This is a genomic window from Mesorhizobium sp. M1143 (assembly GCF_040318435.1).
Lineage (GTDB): Bacteria > Pseudomonadota > Alphaproteobacteria > Rhizobiales > Rhizobiaceae > Mesorhizobium.
In genome coordinates this window covers 1-22,592 of the sequence record NZ_JAMYMJ010000021.1, presented here as the reverse complement: position 1 = coordinate 22,592, position 22,592 = coordinate 1, and the positions used below count along the sequence as shown (strand labels likewise).

Genomic DNA, 22,592 nt, shown 5'->3' with positions numbered 1-22,592 from the left:
GTTCGGCAGTGGCGCCTTTTACCTGCGCGGCTTTTTCACCCGAGTGCTGGAACCCCACAAAGCGCGGTTCAGCAGGCTGCGTTTGCGCTTGCGCGGGATGAGGTCGACGTCGCTGACGAGCTTGGCGCCGCCCTCGCGCCGCTCCAGGGTGATCTTGCGGCTGTGGAAGGCTTCGAGCTCCGCACGATGCGCCACGCTGATGATGGTGACGTCAGGCAGTTCGCGGATCACCGTCAACATCATTGTGTCCTGGCTCTTCTCGTCGAGCGCCGAAGTCGCTTCATCCAGCACCACGATATCGGGGCGATGCAGCAGCAGGCGCGCGAAGGCGAGGCGTTGCTTTTCGCCGCCCGACAGCGTCTGGTCCCATGGCGCCTCTTCCTTGATCCTGCCGGTGAGATAGCCAAGCCCCACCTTGTCGAGGGCAGCCTTGATTTGCTTGATGGTCCACTTGTCCGCCGCCGCGGGATAGGCGACCGCGCGGCGAAGCGTTCCGGAAGGGATGTAGGGGCGTTGCGGCAGCATGAACAGGCGCCTGTCGGTGTGGAAATTGACGCTGCCGCCGCCCCATGGCCACAGGCCCGCGACGGCCCGCACCAGCGTCGACTTGCCTGAACCGGATTCGCCTGAAACCAGCACCCGCTCGCCCGGCTCGATCACGACCTCGGTTTCCTTGACCACGGAGGTGCCGTCGTCGAGTGTCACGGAAAGATTGTCGAGGCTGAGGATGGCGCCGTCTTCGGCTTCGCCTCGGTTGATGCGTCCGAGCGCATCGCTCTGCTCGGCGCGCTCGAGCCCGTCTAGCGACATCATCAGCGAGGCAATGCGCCGCGCGGAGGCGTTCCAGTCGGCGAGGCGCGGATAGTTGTCGACCAGCCAGCCGAACGCGCCTTGCACGATGCCAAAGGCAGACGCCGCCTGCATCACCTCGCCAAGCGTCATCGAGCCTTCGAGGAATTTTGGCGCGCACAAAAGGATCGGCACGACCGGCGCAAACAGGCTCGATCCCTGCGACACCGCCGCCGTGCGCATGTGCTGTCCGGTCAGCAGAGCCCATTGCCTCAGCACGTGGCCGAAATTTCTGTCGATGCCGCTGCGCTCCTCGTCCTCGCCTCCCAGCAAGGCGATGCTCTCGCCGTTTTCGCGCACGCGCGTCAGCGTGTAACGCAGTTCGGCCTCCGCCTGGTTCTTCCGCTCGGAGAGCTGGACGAAATCGCGGCCGATGACCACCATCGAGGTCGAGGTGATGGCGGCATAGATGATCGCGGTGATGACCAGAAAGCCGGGAATGGTGATGCTCTCGCCGCCGATCGGCAGGGTGAGCGCGCCGCCGATGGTCCACAGCACGACGATAAAGGTCGAGGCCGACAGGAACGCGTTGAGGACGCCGGCGGTGAAATCGACCGGCGACTCGGTGGCGATGCGCAGATCCTCGGTCATGCGGGCCTCGGGGTTCTGGTGGTCGCCGCCCACGAGGTTCAGCTGGTAGTAGCGGCCGTTTGCCAGCCAGCGCGCGACGACCCCGGTGGTCAGCCAGGAACGCCAGCGGCGCTGGATCGTCATGCGCAGATAGACCTGCGCGACGACAAGGCTGCCGCTGCAGATCACCAGCGGCACGAATACGGCGCTGAGGAGATAGACCGTGCGGGCGTTGCGCTGCTCGAGGGCATCGAACATCGAGCGGTTCCAGACGTTGATGCCATACTGGAAACCGATGTTGATGCAGATCAGCAGCAGCACTCCGATCGTCAAAGGCCAGGCGAGCTTGTCGCCATGCCTCCCCCAATAGCCGCGCCCGCTGATCCAGAAACGCCGCAGCAGATATTTTTTGCGCGCCTGCTCGGCCTGCTCGGGCGTCAGCTTGGGATCGGGTTCGACGGCATCCGGCGGCGGCGCAGCCTCGCCAACGGGCTCGGACGCGGCTTCGGCGGCCGATGCTTTTTTCTCGCGCGGCGTGTCCTCGCGCGGTCCATCTCCGCGCGTTTGCCGTGACGGCTTTTCCCGACGCGACTTCGTGGCATCGCGCGCTTCGATGCCGTCGGCCGGTTTCGATTTGGGTTTTGCCTCGGACATATGCCCCGACAACGACCTCCATATCAAAAGGTTTCATGGTATGCGCCTGCCCGACGTTTCAGGAAACGCCCGTCATTGCGGATATAAAAGCCCAACGACATGTTCTGCGATGGCGAGGCTGGCGGTAAGGCCAGGGCTCTCGATGCCGAACAGATTGACGATCTGACCGCCCCCGTGGTCAGCCGGTCCCTGGATGGCGAAGTCGGCGGCCGGCTGGCCCGGACCGGACAGTTTCGGCCTGACGCCGGCATAGGCCGGTTGCAGGGCGCCGTCCGCCAGGCCGGACCAGTAGCGCCTGATTTCGTCGTAGAAGGCAGCGCCTCGTGCGGGATCGACGGTATAGTCGACGCGATCGATCCATTCGACATCCGGGCCAAAGCGCGCGCTCCCCGACATGTCGAGGGTCAGATGCACGCCGAGGCCGCCATGGACCGGCACCGGATAGATCAGCCGCGAAAAGGGCGAGCGGCCGGAAAGCGCGAAATAATTGCCGCGCGCCAGCCACAGCGGCGGAACACGGTCTTGCGGGAGGCCTTCGATGCGGCCGGCGAGCGCCTGCGCGTCGAGGCCGGCGGCGTTGATGAAGGCGCCGGTCTTCAAGGTGAAACCCTCGCCATCGGCGTCGCGCGTGTCGATCCGGATGCCGTCGGCTTCGATGCTCGCGCCTGAGACAACGGTGAGCAAGGCGAAAGATGCGCCGGCCGCTTCCGCGTCTCCACGCAATGACAGCATCAGCGCCTGGCTGTCGACGATGCCGGTTGACGGCGACAGCAGCGCGCCGGCGCAGCTCAGCGCCGGTTCCAGGCTTTCGGCCTCTGCGCGCGTCAAAAGCTTGAGGTCACCGACTCCGCATTGCGCCGCGTTGATCTGGATCGCCTGCAGTTTGTCCAACTGGTCGGGTTCGACGGCAACGATCAGTTTGCCGGTGCGATGATGGGCGACGTCGTGCTCGCGGCAATAGGCATAGAGACGCTCGCGGCCGTTGACGCAGAGACGGGCCTTCAGGCTGCCCGGCGTATAATGAAGCCCGGCATGGATGACTTCCGAATTGCGCGAACTGGTGCCCGTGCCGATGGCTGCGGCCTTCTCGACCACCAGCACCTCGCGGCCCGACAGCGCCAGCGCGCGGGCAATGGCGAGGCCGACAACACCGGCTCCGGCGACAACGCAGTCGACATCATGCATGGGTGGACTTTAGCGCGGACTGTCCGCGCCTGCAAAAACCTTGTCGCCGCCGATCCAGACGCCGTTGACGTCGAGGGCGTCCGACAGAGCGACGATATCGGCAGCCGTGCCATTGGCGAAGCGGCCGAGCCGGTGGGCCTGGCCGACCGCCTGCGCCGGATAGAGCGAGGCCATGCGCAACGCTTCCGACAGGTCCAGCCCGACGATCCTGTGCATGTAGCGGACGGCCGAGATCATATCGAGATCGGCGCCGGCCAGCGTGCCGTCGGCCAGCCGCAGACTGCCATCCTTGCGATAGATGATGCGGCCGTTAAGGGTGAACGACGTCATGTCGGTGCCGATCGTCGCCATGGCGTCGGTGACCAGCACGATCCTGCCCGGCCCCTGCTTGGCGCGCAGCGCGATTGCCATGGTGGCGGGATCGACATGGATGCCGTCGGCAATGATCCCGGCCGACAGACTGCCTATGTCGATGGCCGCACCCGCCAGCCCCGGCTCACGGTTGCCGATCTGGCTCATGGCGTTGAACAGATGTGTGACCACGCTGGCGCCCGCGTCGGCAAAGGCTCTGGCCGTGGCATAGCCGGTATCGGAATGGCCGAGGCTGACGACGATGCCGGCCTTGGCCAAAGCCGCAACACGGGCGGGCTCGACGGATTCGGGCGCGATCGTCGTCAGCAGCACCGGCAGGTTTTTGCGTGCCGCGACCAGCGCCGCTTCATCCGCATCCGTCATCGGCCGGATCAGAGCCGGGTCATGCGCCCCCTTGCGGGCGACCGAGAGATGCGGTCCCTCGAGATGCAGGCCGAGAAACCCCGGCAGTTTTTGCCGTGCCGCCTCGGTGCCGGCGGCAATGGCCGCGCCGGTGATGTCAGGCGTATCTGTGATTAGCGTCGGCAGCAGTGCGGTCGTGCCGAACGGCGCATGCGCCCGGCAGATTGTTGCCAGCGAGGCGACATCGGGATGGTCGTTGAGCATGACGCCGCCGCCGCCATTGACCTGCAGGTCGACAAAACCCGGCACCAGCATGCCGCCCCCGGCGTCGATGCGGGCAACGCCCGACGGAATGGCGCCGACGGGATGAATGCCTTCGACCACATCGCCGTGCACGACAAGGGCGGCGTTATCATGCCAGTCGTCGCCATCGAAAATTCGGGCGCCAGTCAGGGCAAAACGGTCGCTCATACGGTTTCCGTCACCTTGCGCAGATTGCGCGGTACGTCCGGATCGAGGCCGCGATGGCGGGCGAAGGCTTCGACGAAGCCGTAGAAGGAGACGATCAGCGTCAGCGGGTCGGTCAAGGGATGACCGGTGGCGACATGCGGCAGCCGCGCCGCGCTCTTGGCTTTGTCCGAGGTTACAAAAACTGCTGCACCCTTGCCGGCAAGGTTGTCGGCAGCCTCTGCCACGGACGGCTCGGAGGCATCGCGGGCGGCGAGCGCCAGCACCGGGAAGCCTGGCCCGACCAGCGCCAGCGGGCCGTGCATGACTTCGGCTGCACTGTAGGCCTCGGCATGCATGCCGCAGGTCTCCTTGAATTTCAGCGCCGCCTCGTCGGCCATCGCTGCCGACGGGCCACGGCCGAGGATGAACAGCGATTGCGGCGTCTCCAATGCGCCGGCCAGCGCCATCCAGTCGCAGGCGATCGCCTTGCTGAAATGCTCGGGCAGGCGGGCAAGGGCGGCCAGCAGTCTGTCGTCGCCGGTGCAATGCGCCATCAGCGCCAGGCCGGCGACCGCCGAATTGACGAATGTCTTGGTCGCCGCGACGCTGCGCTCGGGGCCGGCCAGAATGTCGATGGCAAAATCCGAAGCCCGCGCCAGCGGCGAATCGGCGGTGTTGGTGATGGCGACGGTGAGCGCACCGCCGGCCCGTGCCGTCTCGGCCATGGCGACGATGTCAGGGCTCTTGCCGGATTGCGAGATGGCGAGGCAAGCGGAACCGGCGAGCTTGAGCTTGGCGCCGTAGATCGAGGCGATCGACGGACCGACCGATGCCACGGCCAGGCCGGCGGTCAGTTCGACGGCATATTTCATGAAGGTGGCGGCATGGTCGGACGAACCGCGCGCGACGGTAACGACGAAGCTCGGATCGCGCTCGCGAATGCCGCGTCCGGCCTCGGTCAGCACCGCCGCCGAGCCATCGAGCAGACGCGCGACGGCTTGCGGAATTTCGTCGATCTCGCGCCGCATATGGGTGGTCTTGGGGATCATGGTCGGCCCTCTTCGCTCGGCCCTGTCAGGCGCAGTTCGGCGACGAAATCATAGGCGTCGCCGCGGTAGATGGAGCGGGTGAACTCGATCACCTTGCCGCTCGCGAGATAGGAAATGCGTTCGATGTGCAGGCCGGCAATGCCGGATGGCACTTCGAGCAGACGCGCATCGGCGTCGCCGAGATTGGCGGCGGAAATGCGCTGCACCGCCCGCACCGGCCGGTTGCCGGTCAGTTGCAGCGCCGCATAGAGTGACGAGCCTATCCCGGCCGGATCCGGCAGCACGCTGGCCGACAACGAGGCGCGCTCGATGGCCAGCGGCGTGTCGTTTGCGATGCGCAGGCGCGCCACGCGCGCCACCAGCTCGTTCGAGGACAGGCCGAGCACCATCATCTCGTCGGGCGAGGGCGGGTAGAGGTCGCGGTCGAGCCAGGCTGAACGCACCGCCATGCCGCGCCTTGCCATGTCCTCGGTGAATGAAGTGAGCCTGGACAGCGACTGCTCGACGCGCTCCATGCGCGGCGCGACGAAGGTGCCGGAGCCGTGGCGCTGCACGAGGATGCCGCCCTTGACCAGGTCCTGCACCGCCTTGCGGACGGTGACGCGCGAAATGTCGGCCTTGGTGGCGATGTCGCGCTCGGAAGGCAGCGCATCGCCCGGCCCGATCAGGCCGCGATTGACGGCGTCCTCGATGCTTTTCCTGAGCTGCAGGTAGAGCGGGGCGCCGCTCTGCGACGACTGCCTCAGCGTGGCGAAGATCTGGTCGGCGGCATCGCTCATCGCGTCGCCTCCGCTTTGACGAAGATGCGGGCCGCCATCTGCACGGCGCCGCCCAGCGCATCGTCGAGCGGTGCTTTCAGCAGCGCCTGGTAGCGCTGGGAAAGGCGCGGCCCATAGAGCGGCGCCAGCCCGCCGAGCAGGCAGAGCGGGGCGTCATCAGAGAGGTCGAGCGCGTGGAGCGACGCCTCGACATCGGCAACCGACTTGTCCACGATCCAGTTGGCGACGCTGTCGCCCTTCTCGGCATGCTCGAAAACCTTGGGCGCGAAGCCGCCGAAATCGCCGGGCTTGGCATTGGTGGTGAACTCGACCACGTCTTCGGGATTGTTGCGGAAAATGGCCATCATGCTGTCGGTCAGGGCTGAGCGCGGGCGGACGCCGTCATGGGCGAGCAGCGTCTGCTCCAGCAGGTCGCGGCCGATGCGGGCGCCGCTGCCCTGATCACCGACCTGAAAGCCCCAGCCGCCGATGGCGCGCGACGTGCCGCCCTTGCGCGCCATATAGGCGGTGCCGGTGCCGAGGATAGCCATGGCGCCGTCACCAGAGCCGACTGCCCCTTCGAGCGCGATCTCGGCGTCCGTCTCGACGCGGCTGATGCTGAACGGCAGGATTGCTTCAAGCTGCTGGCGGTAGGTGCCGACATTGGCGCCGGCAAGGCCGAGAATGGCTGGTGTCTGCGGGATCAGGTCCGGATCTTGCCCGGCGGCGATGAAGGCCTGACGAGCAGCCTCGACGATGTGGGTGCGAGCGCCGGTGAGATCGGTGCGGATGTTGGCGGCGCCGCTTTTGGCACGGCCAATGACAACGCCATCGCCTGTCGCAAGGGCTGCCCTGCAGCTGGTGCCGCCGCCGTCGATACCGAGCACGAATTTCACGCGATGTCTCCTCCGGGCGGATAATACCAATAAAATACCAATAGCCAAGGGATTAATTTCCGTTTCAAAAAGATTAAGGCGTATCAGGTTGAAAATCCGGGAATTTTGCCGGCTCAACGCTTTCCAGTTCGCAATTTCGTTAATGCGTGTGGACAAGTGGTATTTTTTTGGTATTGTTCTTCCATCGGAGGGACAGGGATGGCCGAACCGCGCACCGAAGCGCTTCACAGCAATGCCGAGGGACTGGACATCCAGGCCCCGGACGCCATCCTTTCTTCTTTGGTCAATGCGCAGATCGAGGCCGCCAAGGCTGTGCGCGACGCCATTCCCGCCATCGCCGCCGCAGCCGAAATCATCGCCGGGCGGCTGAACGGCGGCGGCAAGCTCGCCTATGCTGCGGCCGGCAGCTCCGGCCTGATGGCGCTGGCCGACGCGCTGGAGTTGCCCGGCACCTTCGGCATCAAGCGCGAACGCATCGCCATCCTCATCGCCGGTGGCGACGACGCTTTCAAGACCCTGGCCGGCGGACCGGAAGACGACACCGACGAAGCCTCGACGGCAATTGCCGGCGCCGGCATCGGCAAGGGCGACTGCCTGATCGCGATTTCGGCCAGCGGCTCGACGCCCTATGCGGTGCAGGCGCTGAAGGATGCGCGCAGCCGGGGCGCGGCAACCATCGCCATTGCCAACAACAAGGACACGCCCCTGCTCAGGCTGGCCGACGTCGCCATCCTGCTCGAGACGCCACCGGAGGTGATTGCCGGCTCGACGCGCATGGGCGCCGGCACTGCCCAGAAGATCGCGCTCAACATGCTGTCGACGCTTACCGCCATTCATCTCGGCCATGTCCATGACGGCTACATGGTCAATCTCACCGCCGACAACATCAAGCTGCGCGACCGCGCGGCTCGCATCGTCGCCGCTATCAGCGGCCGCGACCGGCAAGACGCCGTGCGGCTGCTCGAAGCGAGCGGCGGCGTCGTCAAGATAGCCATTCTGCTCGCCGCCGGCGCTGCCAACGCCGTTGCGGCCGAGAAGATACTGGAAGGGACCGGCCAGAAGCTGCGGCCGGCCCTTTCCGCGATCGAGGGGAACAAGGGCGCGAAGGCCCCTGTTCTCAAAACCGAACCTGAAAAAGGTCAACAGGGAGACTAGCATGACAACGAAATTACTGACGGCACTGCTTCTCGGCACCAGCATTCTCGGCACCGCCGGGTTGGCTCACGCCGATGACGTAACGCTCAATATCGAAAGCTGGCGCGGCGACGACCTTGCCATCTGGAAGGACAAGCTGATCCCGGCTTTTGAGGCCAAGAACCCGGGCATCAAAGTGGTGTTCGCACCGTCGGCGCCGACCGAGTATGACGCCGCACTCGGCGCCAAGCTCGCCGCCGGCTCGGCTGGCGACCTGATCACCTGCCGCCCGTTCGACAAGTCGCTCGAACTGTTCAAGAAGGGCAACCTTGCCGACCTGTCGGCGCTGCCCGGCATGGAAAACTTTTCGCCCGTTGCCAAGGCCGCCTGGCAGACCGACGACGGCAAGGCGAGCTTCTGCGTGCCGATGGCCTCGGTCATTCACGGCTTCATCTACAACAAGGACGCCTTCGACAAGCTCGGCCTCAAGGTGCCGACGACGCGTGACGAGTTCTTCGCCGCGCTCGACAAGATCAAGGCCGACGGCACCTACATCCCGATGGCCATGGGCACCAAGGACCTATGGGAAGCCGCGACCATGGGCTATCAGAACATCGGTCCGAACTACTGGAAGGGCGAAGAGGGCCGCGCAGCGCTGATCAAGGGCGACCAGAAGCTGACCGACAAGGACTGGGTTGCTCCCTATGAGGAACTGGCCAAGTGGAAGCCTTATCTCGGCGACGGCTTCGAGGCCCAGACCTATCCGGACAGCCAGAACCTGTTCACGCTTGGCCGCGCCGCCATCTACCCGGCGGGATCGTGGGAGATCGGCCTGTTCAACACCCAGGCGCAGTTCAAGATGGGCGCCTTCCCGCCGCCGGTCGAGAAGGCCGGCGACACCTGCTACATCTCCGACCATACCGATATCGGCATGGGCCTGAATGCGGCGTCGAAGAATGCCGACGCGGCCAAGACCTTCCTGTCCTGGGTCGCCTCGCCGGACTTCGCCACCATCTACGCCAACGCACTGCCGGGCTTCTTCAGCCTGAATTCCACCCCGGTGAAGATGGAAGACCCGCTGGCGCAGGAATTCGTCTCCTGGCGCGACAAGTGCAAGTCGACGATCCGCTCGACCTACCAGATCCTGTCGCGCGGCACGCCGAACCTCGAGAACGAAACCTGGGTTGAATCGGCCAACGTCATCAATGGCACCGACACGCCGGAAGCTGCCGCCAAGAAGCTGCAGGACGGCCTCGACAGCTGGTACAAGCCGGGCAAGTAAGAGCTCAGACAACAGACAGGGCCCCAAGTGGACGGCCCTGCGTTTTTCGACAGCATCATCGACTGCGAACGACGGCGCCGCCCCTCATCCGCCTGCCGGCACCTTCTCCCCGTATAGTGACGGGGAGAAGGATCAGCCGAAACGCAGGCGCCCCCTCTCCCCGTCCTTCACGGGGAGAGCGTGAGGGTGAGGGGCAGCGCTGCCGTCGAAGGCATTGCTAAACCTGATCGGCGGGGACCGCACTCATGGCCGCACAAACACGACCGAAACGACCGTTCCGCTGGCATATCGGCGTCTTCCTGGCGCCGGCGCTGCTGGTCTATACGGCGATCATGATCCTGCCGCTGGCCGGCACCTTGCAGCTGTCGCTGTTCCGCAACGTCGAGCAGCATCAGGTGTTCGTTGGCTTCACCAACTTCCGTACGTTGTTCGGCGACCCCAACTGGTCGGTGGGTTTCTGGAACGCGCTGAGGAACAACACCTGGTTCTTCATCATCCACATGGTGGTGCAGAACCCGATCGGCGTGCTTCTGGCCGCACTTCTTTCCAGCCCGAGGCTGAGGTTCGCCGCCTTCTACCGCACCGCGATCTTCGTGCCGACCATCCTGTCCTTCGTCATCGTCGGCTTCGCCTGGAAACTGATCCTGTCGCCGTTATGGGGAGTGGCGCCGCATCTGATGGACCTGGTCGGCTTGAAAAGCCTGTTCACGCCGTGGCTGGGCAAGGAACGATATGCGCTGACCGCGCTCAGCCTGATCTCGGTGTGGCAGTTCGTCGGCATCCCGATGATGCTGATCTATGCAGCCCTTTTGTCGATCCCCGAAGAGGTGATCGAGGCGGCCGAATGTGACGGCATCACCGGCATGTCGCAGTTCTGGAAGATCAAGCTGCCGCTGATCCTGCCGTCGATCGGCATCATCTCGATCCTGACCTTCGTCGGCAATTTCAACGCCTTCGACCTGATCTACACCGCGCAAGGGGCGCTCGCCGGCCCGAACTATTCGACCGATATTCTGGGCACTTTCCTCTACCGCGCCTTCTTCGGCTTTCAGCTGCAGACCGGCGATCCCAATATGGGCGCGGCGATCGCCACGATGATGTTCCTGATCATCCTCGGCGGCGTCTGCGTCTACCTGTTCCTCGTCCAGACGCGCCTGCGTCGCTACCAGTTCTGAGGGGCGAGATGTCGAGCTTGAACACCCCCCTCTGGCCTGCCGGCCATCTCCCCCGCAAGGGGGGAGATTGGCAGCTCTGGCCTTGCCGCTCGTCTTGCAACGTTGGCGATTGGCGAAAGCAGTCGCGGCATCTGATCTCCCCCCTTGCGGGGGAGATGTCCGGCAGGACAGAGGGGGGTGCCTTGGTGCCGACCTCAACAGTCATCGCTCGTCAGGAGACCTTCCAATGAGCACCGCCACCCGTTCGCTGCCCCGCACCATCGGCGCCCACACGATCCTGCTGACCTATACGGCGATCGCACTGTTTCCGGTGATCCTGGTGATCATGAATTCGTTCAAGTCCCGCGCCGGCATCTTCAGCGAACCGCTGACGCCGCCGACGCCAAAAACCTTCGACCTGATCGGCTATACCACCGTGATCGGGCAGGGCGACTTCATCCACTATTTTCAGAACAGCCTCGTCGTCACCGTCGCCTCGCTGTTCTTCGTGCTTCTGTTCGGCGCGATGGCGGCGTTCGCGCTATCGGAATACCGCTTTCGCGGCAACACGCTGATGGGGCTTTACCTCGCGCTCGGCATCATGATCCCGATCCGGCTCGGCACCGTCGCCATCCTGCAATTGATGGTGGCGAGCGGGCTGGTCAACACGCTGACGGCGCTGATCCTGGTCTACACCGCGCAGGGGCTGCCGCTGGCCGTCTTCATCCTGTCGGAATTCATGAAGCAGGTGTCCGACGATCTGAAGAATGCCGGCCGCATCGACGGCCTGTCGGAATACACCATCTTCTTCCGGCTGGTGCTGCCGCTGGTGCGGCCCTCGATGGCGACGGTCGCCGTCTTCACCATGATCCCGATCTGGAACGATCTGTGGTTCCCGCTGATCCTGGCGCCGTCGGAAGAGACCAAGACGGTGACGCTCGGCGCGCAGCTTTTCCTCGGCCAGTTCGTCACCAACTGGAACGCCATCCTGGCGGCACTCTCGCTGGCGATCATGCCTGTGCTGACCCTCTACGTCATCTTCTCGCGGCAGCTGATCCGCGGCATCACATCCGGAGCCGTCAAGTGAGCGGAGCCCTACAAATCTCTGCTGGAGCCTTCGCCCCACCCGCCGCGGCGCGCCGACCTCCCCATCAAGGGGAGGTAAAAGGTCGTGGCTTCATTCACGACCGCCAGGGGGCGACTTTCGGAGAAGCTTCTTTGGCAGCGAGGGTGTTCGCGCCAGCGTCCTACCTCCCCTCGATGGGGAGGTCGGCGCGCAGCGCCGGGTGGGGTGACACCCTCTCAGCAGGAACAACTGGAACATCTGGAGTAGTTAGGTGACCTCTAAATCGCCCCTTCGTGTCGTCGTCGCCGGGCTCGGCAATATGGGCCGTAGCCATGCGCTGGCCTACCACACTAATCCGGGCTTCGAGATCGCGGCCCTGATCAACCGCTCCGACGTGCCGTTACCGGACGGGCTGTCGGGCTATGGCATCAGGCGCTCCTTCGACGACGCGTTGCGCGATGAAAAGCCGGATGTCGCCTGCATCGCCACCTATTCCGACAGCCATGCCGACTATGCGGTGAAGGCATTCGAGGCGGGCTGCCATGTCTTTGTCGAAAAGCCGCTGGCAACGACGGTCGCCGACGCCAAGCGCGTCGTCGCGGCGGCCAAGGCCAACGGCCGAAAATTGGTGATCGGCTACATCCTGCGCCACCACCCCTCCTGGGTCAGGCTGATCGCCGAGGCGCGCAAGCTCGGCGGCCCTTACGTGTTTCGCATGAACCTCAACCAGCAATCGTCAGGCCCGACCTGGCAGACGCATAAGCAACTGATGCAGACGACCTCGCCGATCGTCGATTGCGGCGTGCACTATCTTGACGTCATGCTGCAGATCACCGACGCCAGGCCGGTCGAGGTGCGCGGCATGGGGCTGCGGCTGACCGAGGAAATCGCGCCGACCATGTACAATTACGGCCATCTGCAGGTGCTGTTCGACGACGGCTCGGTCGGCTGGTACGAAGCGGCCTGGGGACCGATGATTTCGGAAACGGCGTTCTTCGTGAAGGACGTGATGTCGCCCAATGGCTGCGTGTCGATCGTCATGAAGGAAGGTGTGAGGTCGGACGACATCGACACCCACACCAAGACCTCGACCATCCGCCTGCACAGTGCGGCGACCGGCGCGGACGGCAAGTTCGCCAGGCCGGACGAGATGCTGTCCATGGAAGGCGAACCCGGCCACCAGGACCTCTGTGACCTCGAACAGGCCTTCGTGCTGAAGGCGATCCGGGAAGACATTGACCTGACCCGCCACATGGACGACGCGGTGAAATCGCTCGCCGTCTGCCTTGCCGCCGATGAGAGCGTGCGCAGCGGCGCCCCAGTTAAGCTCTAGTAGGGCAAACTCTAGAACAAGGACGAAGCCGTGGGCTCGCTGGTAATCGAGAATGTGAAGAAGGCCTTCGGGCCGGTCGAGGTGCTGAAAGGCATCAACCTCGAAGTGACCGACGGCGAATTCGTCGTCTTCGTCGGCCCATCTGGCTGCGGCAAGTCAACCTTGCTCAGGGTCATCGCCGGGCTGGAGGATTCGACCTCCGGCAGGGTGGTGATCGACGGCGCCGATGTCTCGGCCACGCCCCCGGCAAAACGCGGCATTGCCATGGTGTTCCAGACGTACGCGCTCTACCCGCATCTGACGGTGAAGAACAATATGGGCCTCGGCCTCAAGCAGGCCGGCACGCCCGCCCCGGAGATCGAACGCCGCATCGGCGTCGCCTCGTCGATGCTGTCGCTGGAACCGTATCTCGAGCGGCGGCCGGCGGAACTGTCGGGCGGCCAGCGCCAGCGCGTCGCCATCGGCCGCGCCGTGGTGCGTGAGCCAAAACTGTTTCTCTTCGACGAGCCCTTGTCGAACCTCGATGCAGCGCTTCGCGTCAACACGCGACTGGAGATCGCTCAGCTGCATCGCCGGCTGAAGGCAACGATGATCTACGTCACCCATGATCAGGTCGAGGCGATGACGCTGGCCGACAAGATCGTCGTGCTCAACGCCGGCCAGATCGAGCAGATCGGCGGCCCGATGGAGCTTTACAATTCGCCGGCAAACGAGTTCGTCGCCGGCTTTATCGGCTCGCCGAAGATGAATTTCATCGACGGCGCCAGATTGGGCGAGACGGCCAAGACGATCGGCGTGCGGCCGGAGCATCTGACCGTGGATCCAAGGTCCGGCGCCTGGAAGGGAACGGTGGTGCATGCCGAACATCTCGGCGCCGACACCAACCTCTATCTCGACTGCGAAAAGGCCGGGCTGATCACGGTGCGCATTTTCGGTGTCTACGACGCGGAGCCGGGCGCGACGCTGTATGCGACGCCCGAGCCGGGGAAGACTTATCGATTCGGGGCGGACGGCAAGACGATCAAGTAATCCGCTGCGGGCAGTACCGCGATCATACCGTACCGAGCAGCACCGCGCCGTGGATCGCCGCCTGCCAGCCCAGGGCCGCCCAGCGTATGTCCAGAGGCTCTACAACAAGCGAATGCGGCAGGCTGTCCGCGATGCGCTGCTTGAGCGCCTGGCGGGGATAGGACTTCATGTCGACAATGCCGCCACCGATCAGGATCGTCTGCGGGGAAAACAAAGCGGCTGCCGTTGCGATGGTCACCGCCTGCTGCCAGACGATCTCATCGAGCCATTCGCGCAGCGACGGCGGCTGCCCGGGCGCCGAAAACAGCTCGGCAACCGGGATATCGTAGTCCGCGGCAAGGTCGACAAGCGTTGCCCCTGAGGCGTAGGTCTCGACGCGGTTTGGCGGTCCGCTTTCGTCAGGCCGGTAGATCGGCATATGGCCGATTTCCAGCGCCCAGCCGCCGCCCCTGAAAATGCCGTCCTTGCCGAGATAGGCCGCACCGATGCCGGTGCCGAGATAGACCGCCAGCACTTCCTTTTGCCGCTTCACTGCGCCGGCGACGCTTTCACCGAGCAATTGCAGCACGACGTCGCGTTCGAGCCGCACGGGAACGCGGAGCCGCGATGCCAGTTCCGTACCCAGCCGGATGCCGTTCAGCTCGCGAATGTTGGCCGTGTGCAGCACCGTGTCGAAGTCGCGGTCGATGAACCCAGGCACCGTCGCAACGACCCGTGCAGGTTTGAGCCCGGCATCGCGGCAGGCTGCGGTGACCGCATCGGCCAACCCCGCCACAGGCGCGCCCTTGCGCAGTTGCGCGGTCGGGTAGGTGCGGGCAAAATCCACCGGGATGCCGTGGTCGGCAAAGCCAACCTTGACCGACGTGCCGCCGATCTCGACCACGGCGATCGTGTCGTCCATCGTTTGATGCGTCATGCGAGCGGTTCCAGGAATTCCGAAAGACAGGCGCGGAATTCCAGCCGGTAGGCGGCGCGATCCTGCGATTTGGCTGTGATGGTGCAAAGCCGGGCCGACGGAATGAGTCCGGCCAGCGTCTGTGCGTCGGCCAGGCGATGCACGAGGTCATGGTCATGGCCGATGACAAGAGTCGGCACCGCGATAGCGCGGATGTCCGCCTCGCTCACGCCGGGACCATCGCCGGCGATCGCCGAAAGCAGCCTGCCGAACAGAACCGGGTCCGGGCGAGTGAAGAAGCCTTGCAGGCTGCCGAGATTGTCCGGCGCCAATCTGGCCAGTTCGCCGGCAACAGCGCTGTCATCGAACAGACGCCTGGCGTCTTCAGGCGAATGCCGCATCAAGAGATCGCCGACGACGGCATAGGGCCTCATATTTTCCGGAGCCGCCTGGGCTACCCAGGCGGGCCGGGCGAGCACCAAAGCGCGCACACGGGCCGGCCTATGCACTGCCAGGCGCAGCGCCAGCGCCGCGCCCATCGAGATGCCGCCGACGACGGCCGGGCCGAGGCCGAGTTCGTCGGCCAGCGCTTCGACGTCTTCGGCAAACGTCGCAACCGAAAGCCGCTCGACCGGCCCGTAGCTGGATCCGCCCTGGCCCCGGCATTCGAGCGTCACGCGCCGGGTCACCGGCAGATCGGGAAACACGTCGGCGACCTGCGCCTCATCGCCGCCCAGCCCATGCTGGAAGATGACGGGAAGCCCGGCGCCGACGTCCCGGTAGGCAAGGTCGACGCCATCGCGGCTGAAGGTCTCTTTCACGCGAGCTCGCTCTCTTCCAGTACGGTGCGCAGAAAGGCGCCGACACCTGGCGCCTCGGCCTCTGTCAGGCCATGTGTGATCAAGGGGCCGTCGAACCCGGCAGCCTTCAGGCGGCCGATGAAATGTGGGAAGTCGACCACGCCCTTTCCGGCTGCGGCAAAACTGCCATCGGCATGGCGGTCCTTGGCATGGGCCATGCCGATCTCGGCGGCCAGCAGATCGATGGCTTCGCCGATGAGGCGATGACGCTCCGCGCTGTCGGCCACTTCGAACAGATTGGCCGGGTCGAGCACGATGCGCAGCCGCGTGCTGTTCATTTCGTCCAGCAGGCGGCGTGCGGCCCGGGCGCTGGAGAGGACATTGGCCAGTTCCGGTTCGATGCCAAGCTCGATGTCGAAGCGCTCGGCAATCGCGATCGCCGCTTCCATCTCCGTCCGCAGATCGCTCCATGCCGCCTCGCTTGCATTGTCGGGATGCCAGCGCCACTGATCCTGCGCATCCCTTGTGCCGGTGCACAGCGTAATCAGACGGGTGCCCATATCGGCGCATGACGCGGCCAGTACCTCAAGCCGGGCGAGTCCCTGGATGCGAACCGTGCGATCCGGGTGGATCATGTTGTAGGTTCCCGAAACCGCCGCGATCGAAACGCCGGCCTCGCCGCTCGCCTCAGCGACGGACCGGGCCGCGCCGAGCTCAATGCTGTCCGGCATCGACGGCAGTCCAAGGCACGCCATGTTGAACTGCGCCGCCGTGTAGCCGCCGTCCGCGACCGCGCGCAGCACCGGCAGAGCGCCGGTGGTGGCGAAGGTCTTGGCGAAAATCCCAAGCTGCATCACACGACCCCGTCGACATCGGCCAGACGGACGGCGCGGCCGCCGGCAGCGGCCGAGCGGGCGATGGCCGCCATGCCCCTGACCGAGGCGATGCCGTCCTCGATGCCGGCGCCGATCATCGGCGCGCCATTCAGTACGACATCGGCAAAGCCTTCGAGCTGCCGGCGATAGAAGTGGCCATCCGCGCCAAGCGTCCGGTGCCAACTGCCATCGGCCTCGCGGAAAATGTCGACCTCGCTGCTCTTGTAGTACCAGGGGTTATAGGTCTTCGCGAGAACGCTGCCGTTCTCGCCGTAGATCTGGAACCCTTCGTGCCAGTCCATGCGCACGGCGACCGTCAGGTCGAGATGGCCGATCGTGCCGTCGGCGAAGATGGTGGTGATGAACCAGCAATAGGCGCCATAGCGCTCGGTGAGCCGGGCCTCCACCGCCTCGATCGGCCTGTGCAGATGGCGCGCCGTATCAAGGAGATGGCTGCCATGCGCCAGCATGTAGTATTGGCGCAGATCCGCCTTGGGATTGACGGCAGGCTTGCGCGCCTTGGCGCTGGTGATGATCAGCGGTTGCACCGCATCGGTCATCGGGTAGCGGTGGGTGCTGTCGCAGTACCAGCCTTTGAACGCCAGCCGCTCGCCCATTTCGTCGTCGACGAAAGCCTTTGCCGCCTGGATGCCGGGATCGAAGCGCTTCATATGGCCGACCTGAAGCACCTTGCCGCTCTTGTCGAGCGTGGCCCGCAAGCCTTCGACCTCCTCGACCGAAACGCCCAGCGGCTTTTCGCAAAGCACATGCTTGCCGGCATCGAGCGCCAGTTCCGCGGCCTTGACGTGAAAAATGTCCGATGTCGCGATGATGACGGCATCGAGGTCGGGATCGGCCAGCATCTGGCCGTAGTCGGCATAGGATTTTTCGGGCGCGTAGGTCGCCGCCATCCTGTCGCGCAGATCGTCGGCGACATCGCAGATGGCATAGAGATCGGCATTGCGCGCCTTGGTGCAGGATTCGAAATGCGCCGCCTGCGCAATCGGACCGCAGCCGAGCACGCCGACACGCAGCCGCTTTTCATCTTTGCGAGGCATGGAATCTTTCTCCTGATTAGCGCGCGGCGAGGCCGCGAAGTTGAAATTGCGGATCGCCCGACAAAGCTGCCTGATGCAGCAGGCAGGCAGCGCCCAATGCCGGACCGTCGGCGCGGACGCGCGCCAGTTCGATCCGGGGAACGGGATAGCCTTCGGCGAGGAAGTCCGACAGGAAAGCCTCGACCTGCTCAGCGACGAAAGGATAGACGGCATTGACCGAGCCCGAGAGGATGATGCGCTCCGGCTGCAAGGTGCAGGTGAGCGTCGCCAGGCCGCGGCCGAACCAGAGCGCCCAGTCGCGCGCGGTGGCGACGGCTGCCGGATCGCCGCCGGCAAGCGCCGCGACAAACTCATCCACGCCGGCGCGCAGTCCGCTTATGTGCAAATAGCGAGCCAGCAACGCATCTTTGCCGACATAGGATTCCAGCCGCCCCGGGCGCTTCGCGTCGAAGACAAAACCTTCGTCGCCGATGCGCAGATGACCGATTTCGCCGGCGCCGCCGAGTCGGCCGCGATGCAGCCTGCCGGCATTGATGATGCCGCCGCCGACGCCGTTCTCGATCAGGATGACCAGGGCATCCTCATCGTCCTTTCCCGGCTGCGGCCGGTATGTCTCGGCCACCGCGACGGCATTGGCATCGTTTTCCAAGAGGATCGGAAAATCGTCGCCAAAGGCATTGCCCAAAAGCTCCGCTAGATTGACCCCGTGCCAGCCAAGGATGGTGGCATGGTATGAGACGCCATCAGCTGCGGGGAAGCCGGGCACGGCGACATTGAGCCCGTAGGGGCGCGTGCCTTCAGGCAATTGCGACCGGATCTCGGCAACGAGCTCCTTGATGATGTCGACCGCGGCTTCGGGCGTGCTACCGGGGCCGGCAAATGCCCTAGAGGCGCTCGCACGCCGCGCGCCGGCAAGGTCGACAGTCACGACTGCGATCCAGTTGACGCCGATATAAGCGCCAAGGAAGAAGCCGCCATTGCCTTCGATCTCGACCAGGATACCGGGACGGCCGACCCGACCCTCGCTATCCTGCTCGTCATCCGTTCCATCCGACCGCTCGCGCGCCAGACCGGCTTCGGTCAGCCCCAGCACCAGGGCGCCGGTGGTCGACCGGGTCAGGCCGAGATCGCGTGCGAGCGCCGCTCGGCTCAACGCGCCGGCACGAAACAGCGCCGCAAGTGCCCTCGTTTCGTTCGGCCGAAGATCGGTCGACACCAGCACGTCGTTCTCCACAATTTGTTTGATTTGCATACTAATAGAATTTCTAGGCGGTTTGAAAGACCCAAGGTTGGGTGCATTGCAACAAGATATTCAGCATCCCCAAGCCCTTTGACCCAAGTTTCAAACGAGGATTTGTATCAGAAACTTACAAATTGGCATGGGAGGATGCGTGCCGGTTCTAGCGCGTCTCGAACATATCGTGAAGGATTTCGGTGCCGTCCGCGCGCTGGACAATGTGTCGCTCGACATCAATGAGGGCGAGGTTCTCGGCCTGATGGGCGACAATGGTGCCGGCAAATCGACGCTGGTCAAAACCATCGCCGGAAATTTCCAGCCGACGTCCGGCGCCTCCCAAGCCTGTCCTCCGGCGCATCGGCCGGGGGACATCTCTTCGAAGGCAGGCTTGCAGTTGGGCCGGCCCGCTTCGCAATCAGAGACTGCCTGTGTCCCTCCAGCAGGCGATCAGATGACCGTCGCCGGCCTGCCTGACGGGTGGTTGCGCCTTTCGGCAATCGGGCAGCGCGACAGGACAGCGGGCGGCAAAGGAGCATCCGGAGGTTTCGGCATCGTGTGCCGCGACGTGGAGCTGAGCCGGAGCCCTCGGCGCCGTCTCATCCGAGGAGGCGGCCAGAAGCAGCTTCGTGTAGGGGTGGTTGGGGCCACGGAAAATCTGCTCGGATGACCCCGTCTCGACGAGCCGGCCGCGATAGAGCACGCCGATCCTGTCGGCCATATAGCGCACCACCCTTAGGTCGTGGCTGATGAACAGATAGGTGGTGTCCTTGTCGCGCTGCAGGTCGTTGAGCAAATTGAGCACGGTCGCCTGCACCGAAACGTCGAGCGCAGAGGTCGGCTCGTCCAACACCACGAGCTTCGGCACGCCGGCAAAGGCGCGCGCAATCGCCGCCCGTTGGCGCTGGCCACCAGACAGCGATCTCGGCTTCTGGTCGACGGTCGTAGCGGCAAGACGAACCGAGGCCAGGAGATCGCCGACACGCTGCTTCACCTCGCTGCGGCCAAAGCCGGCGAGCCGCCGCAGCGGACGGCCGAGGATCCTGCCGATCCGCTGGCGCGGATTGAGCGTGCGGTCGGGTGACTGGAACACCATCTGCACGTCGCGCCGTTCGCTTAGGCTTCTTTTCTCGACGCGCGGCGCGACAGTGCTGCCGAACAGCTCGACCGACCCAGCGTCCGGCGTCTGGAGGCCAGTCACGATCCTTGCCAATGTCGACTTGCCGGAGCCGGATTCGCCGATCAGCCCGAACGTCTCGCCCTGGGCTATCTCCAGGTCGATATCGTGCAGGACGGCCTGGGAGCCGAAGGCGTGGCTGATGCCTTTGCAGGCGACGGCGATCGGACGTGCGGCTTCCGGTTGATCGCTGCGGACAGGCTTCGACGGGCTGGTTGTGTGCATCTCGGCCAGCCTGCCGTCGCGCTTGGTGAAGTTGAGCGCCGGGATCGAGGCGATCAGCGCCTTGGTGTAGGCGTGAACAGGGTTCTCGAAGACATCGTTGGCGATGCCGCTTTCGACCACCGTCCCCGACTGCATCACGGCCACCCGATCGCAGGCCCGGCGGACCATGTTGATGTCATGGCTGATCAGCAGAACGCTGGTTTTGTGATCGCGGCGCAAGTCCTGCAGGATGGCGACGATCTCGGACTGGACGCTGGCGTCAAGCGCCGTCGTCGGCTCGTCCAGCACCAGCAGCGACGGGTCGAGCGCAATGGCAATCGCGATGTTGGCGCGCTGCTGCATGCCGCCCGACAATTCGTGCGGATAGAGATCGAGCACCCGTTCCGGATTGCTCACCCTGACACGGCTCAGCAGTTCGGCGGCGCGGGTGCGTGCTTCGTCCTGCCGAACCGGGCGATGCCGCATGATCGTCTCGGTGATCTGCCGGCCAATCGTCATGGCCGGATTGAGCGCCGCACCCGGATGCTGGTAGACGGCCGCGATGCGATCGCCCCTTAGCCGGCGAAGCTGCTCGCCGGAGAGATTGCGGATCTCGCGGCCCTGGAACTCGAGCGCCGACGCGGCGATCCGGGCGTTACTCGGCAGATAGCGCAGAATAGCGAGTGCCACCGAGCTTTTGCCCGAGCCGGACTCGCCGACAAGGCCGAGCGCTTCGCCTTCGCCGATGGTGAGCGACACGCCGTTGACGGCCGGATGCGATCCCCGGCGTTCATCATAGGCGACGGTGAGCTGCTCGACGTTCAGAACCGATGACGACATGTCTTGCTGAAACCACTTTCTTTCGGCGCGGTCTTCGAGGGCAATCGCTTCCGCTTTCGCGCCGCACAATCTCTATAAAATTACTCGAATTAAGCTGGAGCGCAATCTACCTTTCACCGCTCAGGAGAGATTGTCGCAGCCGGTCGAGGCATCGCGACGGTCGCCTGAAGCAGTTCTGCAAGGAGACCGGCATGGCACGCGACCACATGATCCTCAGCGCGTTTTTCTTCAATCCGCAGGGCGATCATCGCATGTCGTGGCGCCATCCGCGCGCGCCGGGCCGCGAAGTGCTCGACTTCGACTTCTACCGCGATCTCGTCCAGTCTGCCGAGCGCGCCAGGATCGATACGATCTTCGTCGCCGACCATGTCGCGATCTGGGATTCCGTACAGAGCGGCGTAGCCCATTACGCCAATGCCCGCCTGGAACCGCTGACGCTGTTGTCGGCGCTTGCCGGCGTGACCAGGCATATCGGCCTCATCACCACCGCCTCGAGCTCCTACAGCGAGCCCTACAATGTCGCCCGCATGTTTGCCTCGCTCGACCATATCAGCAAGGGCAGGGCGTCTTGGAATGTGGTGACGTCGGCCATGGACGAGGAGGCCCGCAATTTCGGCCGCGACGGCAATATCGAGCACGCCTTTCGCTATGAGCGCGCCACCGAATTCCTCGATATCGTCAAGGCACTGTGGGACAGCTGGGAAGACGAAGCCCTGCTTATCGACAAGGCATCGGGCTATTTCGCCGATCCCGACAAGGTCCATGCGATCAACCACAAGGGCCCGCACTTCAAGGTGCGCGGACCGCTCAATGTCTCGCGCCCGCCGCAGGGCCATCCGCTGATCGTCCAGGCCGGCTCGTCCGAAGACGGCAAGAATTTCGCTACCGCGCATGCCGATGCGCACTTTGCCATCTACAGCACCAAGGAAGACGGCATCAAATATAGGCAGGACATCAACGAGCGCCTCGCCCGTTACGGCCGCAAGCCCGAGAGCTTCAAGATCCTGCCGGGCATCCTGCCGATCGTCGCAGCTTCCGAAGCGGAGGGACGCGAGCGGCAGGAGTATCTGCAGAGCTTGCTTCCCGATCGGGTCGGCATCGACCTTCTCTCGAGCTGGAGCGGCGTCGATCTCTCCGTATATCCGCCGGACGGCCCGCTGCCGCCGCTGCCGGACGAGAGCACCTTCAATGGCGGCCGCACCTCGCTCAATCGCGTCAAGGAATGGTCGAAGCAGAACCTCACTCTGCGCGAGATCGCTCGCAAGCTCGCCAACAGCGGTTCGGTGCCGAGCGGGGGCGGGGCACCCCCCCCCCTCGCCGACGGGGGGGCGGCGGGGGTGGGGGGCGGTGGCGGCCCCCGCGGGGCCCGGCGGTTCGGGCGGGAGC

General features: G+C 64.7%; 19 protein-coding genes and 1 pseudogene. 8 read left to right on the top strand and 12 right to left on the bottom strand.

The window, feature by feature from the left end:
- Positions 1–18: 18 nt before the first annotated feature.
- The 6 genes from NKH35_RS16125 to NKH35_RS16100 form a co-directional block, all read right to left on the bottom strand.
- Positions 19–2,073, bottom strand: coding sequence for an ABC transporter ATP-binding protein/permease (locus NKH35_RS16125; RefSeq protein ID WP_023806188.1), 2,055 nt, complete (start codon positions 2,071–2,073; stop codon positions 19–21).
- A gap of 72 nt (positions 2,074–2,145) precedes the next feature.
- On the bottom strand, positions 2,146–3,258 hold the full coding sequence (locus NKH35_RS16120) for an NAD(P)/FAD-dependent oxidoreductase (RefSeq protein ID WP_023732578.1): 1,113 nt from the start codon (positions 3,256–3,258) through the stop codon (positions 2,146–2,148).
- Positions 3,259–3,267: 9 nt separating this feature from the next.
- A complete protein-coding gene (gene nagA, locus NKH35_RS16115; protein ID WP_023732577.1) occupies positions 3,268–4,443 on the bottom strand; it encodes an N-acetylglucosamine-6-phosphate deacetylase in 1,176 nt (391 codons plus the stop codon).
- Complete coding sequence (locus NKH35_RS16110; RefSeq protein WP_023668848.1) at positions 4,440–5,471, bottom strand: SIS domain-containing protein; 1,032 nt, start codon at positions 5,469–5,471, stop codon at positions 4,440–4,442. The genes nagA and NKH35_RS16110 overlap by 4 nt, the downstream gene beginning before the upstream one ends.
- Positions 5,468–6,250 (bottom strand): GntR family transcriptional regulator, encoded by a 783-nt coding sequence (locus NKH35_RS16105; protein WP_023668847.1) that lies wholly within the window; start codon positions 6,248–6,250, stop codon positions 5,468–5,470. The genes NKH35_RS16110 and NKH35_RS16105 overlap by 4 nt, the downstream gene beginning before the upstream one ends.
- On the bottom strand, positions 6,247–7,125 hold the full coding sequence (locus NKH35_RS16100) for a glucosamine kinase nucleotide-binding domain-containing protein (RefSeq protein WP_023668846.1): 879 nt from the start codon (positions 7,123–7,125) through the stop codon (positions 6,247–6,249). Before NKH35_RS16100 ends, NKH35_RS16105 begins: the two co-directional genes overlap by 4 nt.
- Before the next feature lie 198 nt (positions 7,126–7,323).
- On the opposite strand from NKH35_RS16100, the gene NKH35_RS16095 reads away from it, so the two are divergent.
- The 6 genes from NKH35_RS16095 (at position 7,324) to NKH35_RS16070 (ending at position 14,123) form a co-directional block, all read left to right on the top strand.
- Positions 7,324–8,280 carry an N-acetylmuramic acid 6-phosphate etherase gene (locus NKH35_RS16095; RefSeq protein WP_023689957.1) on the top strand — a complete coding sequence of 319 codons (957 nt, stop codon included), beginning with the start codon at positions 7,324–7,326 and terminating at the stop codon, positions 8,278–8,280.
- A gap of 1 nt (position 8,281) precedes the next feature.
- A complete protein-coding gene (locus NKH35_RS16090) occupies positions 8,282–9,541 on the top strand; it encodes an ABC transporter substrate-binding protein (RefSeq protein ID WP_023668844.1) in 1,260 nt (419 codons plus the stop codon).
- A 245-nt stretch (positions 9,542–9,786) separates the two neighbouring features.
- Positions 9,787–10,716, top strand: a complete 930-nt coding sequence (locus NKH35_RS16085; protein ID WP_023707791.1) for a carbohydrate ABC transporter permease — start codon at positions 9,787–9,789, stop codon at positions 10,714–10,716.
- Positions 10,717–10,942: 226 nt separating this feature from the next.
- A complete protein-coding gene (locus NKH35_RS16080) occupies positions 10,943–11,782 on the top strand; it encodes a carbohydrate ABC transporter permease (RefSeq protein ID WP_023745182.1) in 840 nt (279 codons plus the stop codon).
- 250 nt (positions 11,783–12,032) lie between these two features.
- Positions 12,033–13,094: a Gfo/Idh/MocA family protein gene (locus tag NKH35_RS16075; RefSeq protein ID WP_352915348.1), complete on the top strand. Its 1,062-nt coding sequence runs from the start codon at positions 12,033–12,035 to the stop codon at positions 13,092–13,094.
- A 30-nt stretch (positions 13,095–13,124) separates the two neighbouring features.
- Positions 13,125–14,123, top strand: coding sequence for an ABC transporter ATP-binding protein (locus tag NKH35_RS16070; protein WP_023668840.1), 999 nt, complete (start codon positions 13,125–13,127; stop codon positions 14,121–14,123).
- 22 nt (positions 14,124–14,145) lie between these two features.
- On the opposite strand, the gene NKH35_RS16065 is transcribed toward NKH35_RS16070, so the two are convergent.
- From NKH35_RS16065 to NKH35_RS16045, 5 genes are read right to left on the bottom strand one after another with little or no spacing between them, the layout of a single operon-like run.
- Positions 14,146–15,039 carry an ROK family protein gene (locus NKH35_RS16065; protein WP_023826472.1) on the bottom strand — a complete coding sequence of 298 codons (894 nt, stop codon included), beginning with the start codon at positions 15,037–15,039 and terminating at the stop codon, positions 14,146–14,148.
- Positions 15,036–15,839 carry an alpha/beta fold hydrolase gene (locus NKH35_RS16060; RefSeq protein WP_352915345.1) on the bottom strand — a complete coding sequence of 268 codons (804 nt, stop codon included), beginning with the start codon at positions 15,837–15,839 and terminating at the stop codon, positions 15,036–15,038. The genes NKH35_RS16065 and NKH35_RS16060 overlap by 4 nt, the downstream gene beginning before the upstream one ends.
- Positions 15,836–16,672: a sugar phosphate isomerase/epimerase family protein gene (locus tag NKH35_RS16055; protein ID WP_023725883.1), complete on the bottom strand. Its 837-nt coding sequence runs from the start codon at positions 16,670–16,672 to the stop codon at positions 15,836–15,838. Before NKH35_RS16055 ends, NKH35_RS16060 begins: the two co-directional genes overlap by 4 nt.
- Complete coding sequence (locus NKH35_RS16050) at positions 16,672–17,751, bottom strand: Gfo/Idh/MocA family protein (protein ID WP_023745187.1); 1,080 nt, start codon at positions 17,749–17,751, stop codon at positions 16,672–16,674. The genes NKH35_RS16055 and NKH35_RS16050 overlap by 1 nt, the downstream gene beginning before the upstream one ends.
- A 16-nt stretch (positions 17,752–17,767) precedes the next feature.
- Positions 17,768–19,003: an ROK family transcriptional regulator gene (locus NKH35_RS16045; RefSeq protein ID WP_050590935.1), complete on the bottom strand. Its 1,236-nt coding sequence runs from the start codon at positions 19,001–19,003 to the stop codon at positions 17,768–17,770.
- Positions 19,004–19,142: 139 nt separating this feature from the next.
- Between NKH35_RS16045 and NKH35_RS16040 the strand changes: the two are divergent.
- Positions 19,143–19,322 (top strand): annotated as a pseudogene (locus NKH35_RS16040) (ATP-binding cassette domain-containing protein); the annotation flags it as partial.
- An 81-nt stretch (positions 19,323–19,403) separates the two neighbouring features.
- Here NKH35_RS16040 and NKH35_RS16035 read toward each other — a convergent pair.
- Positions 19,404–21,206, bottom strand: a complete 1,803-nt coding sequence (locus NKH35_RS16035) for a dipeptide ABC transporter ATP-binding protein (protein ID WP_352915342.1) — start codon at positions 21,204–21,206, stop codon at positions 19,404–19,406.
- Between the two features lie 191 nt (positions 21,207–21,397).
- On the opposite strand from NKH35_RS16035, the gene NKH35_RS16030 reads away from it, so the two are divergent.
- Positions 21,398–22,592 (top strand): NtaA/DmoA family FMN-dependent monooxygenase (locus NKH35_RS16030; RefSeq protein ID WP_352915339.1); only part of this gene is annotated, 1,195 nt, incomplete at its 3' end.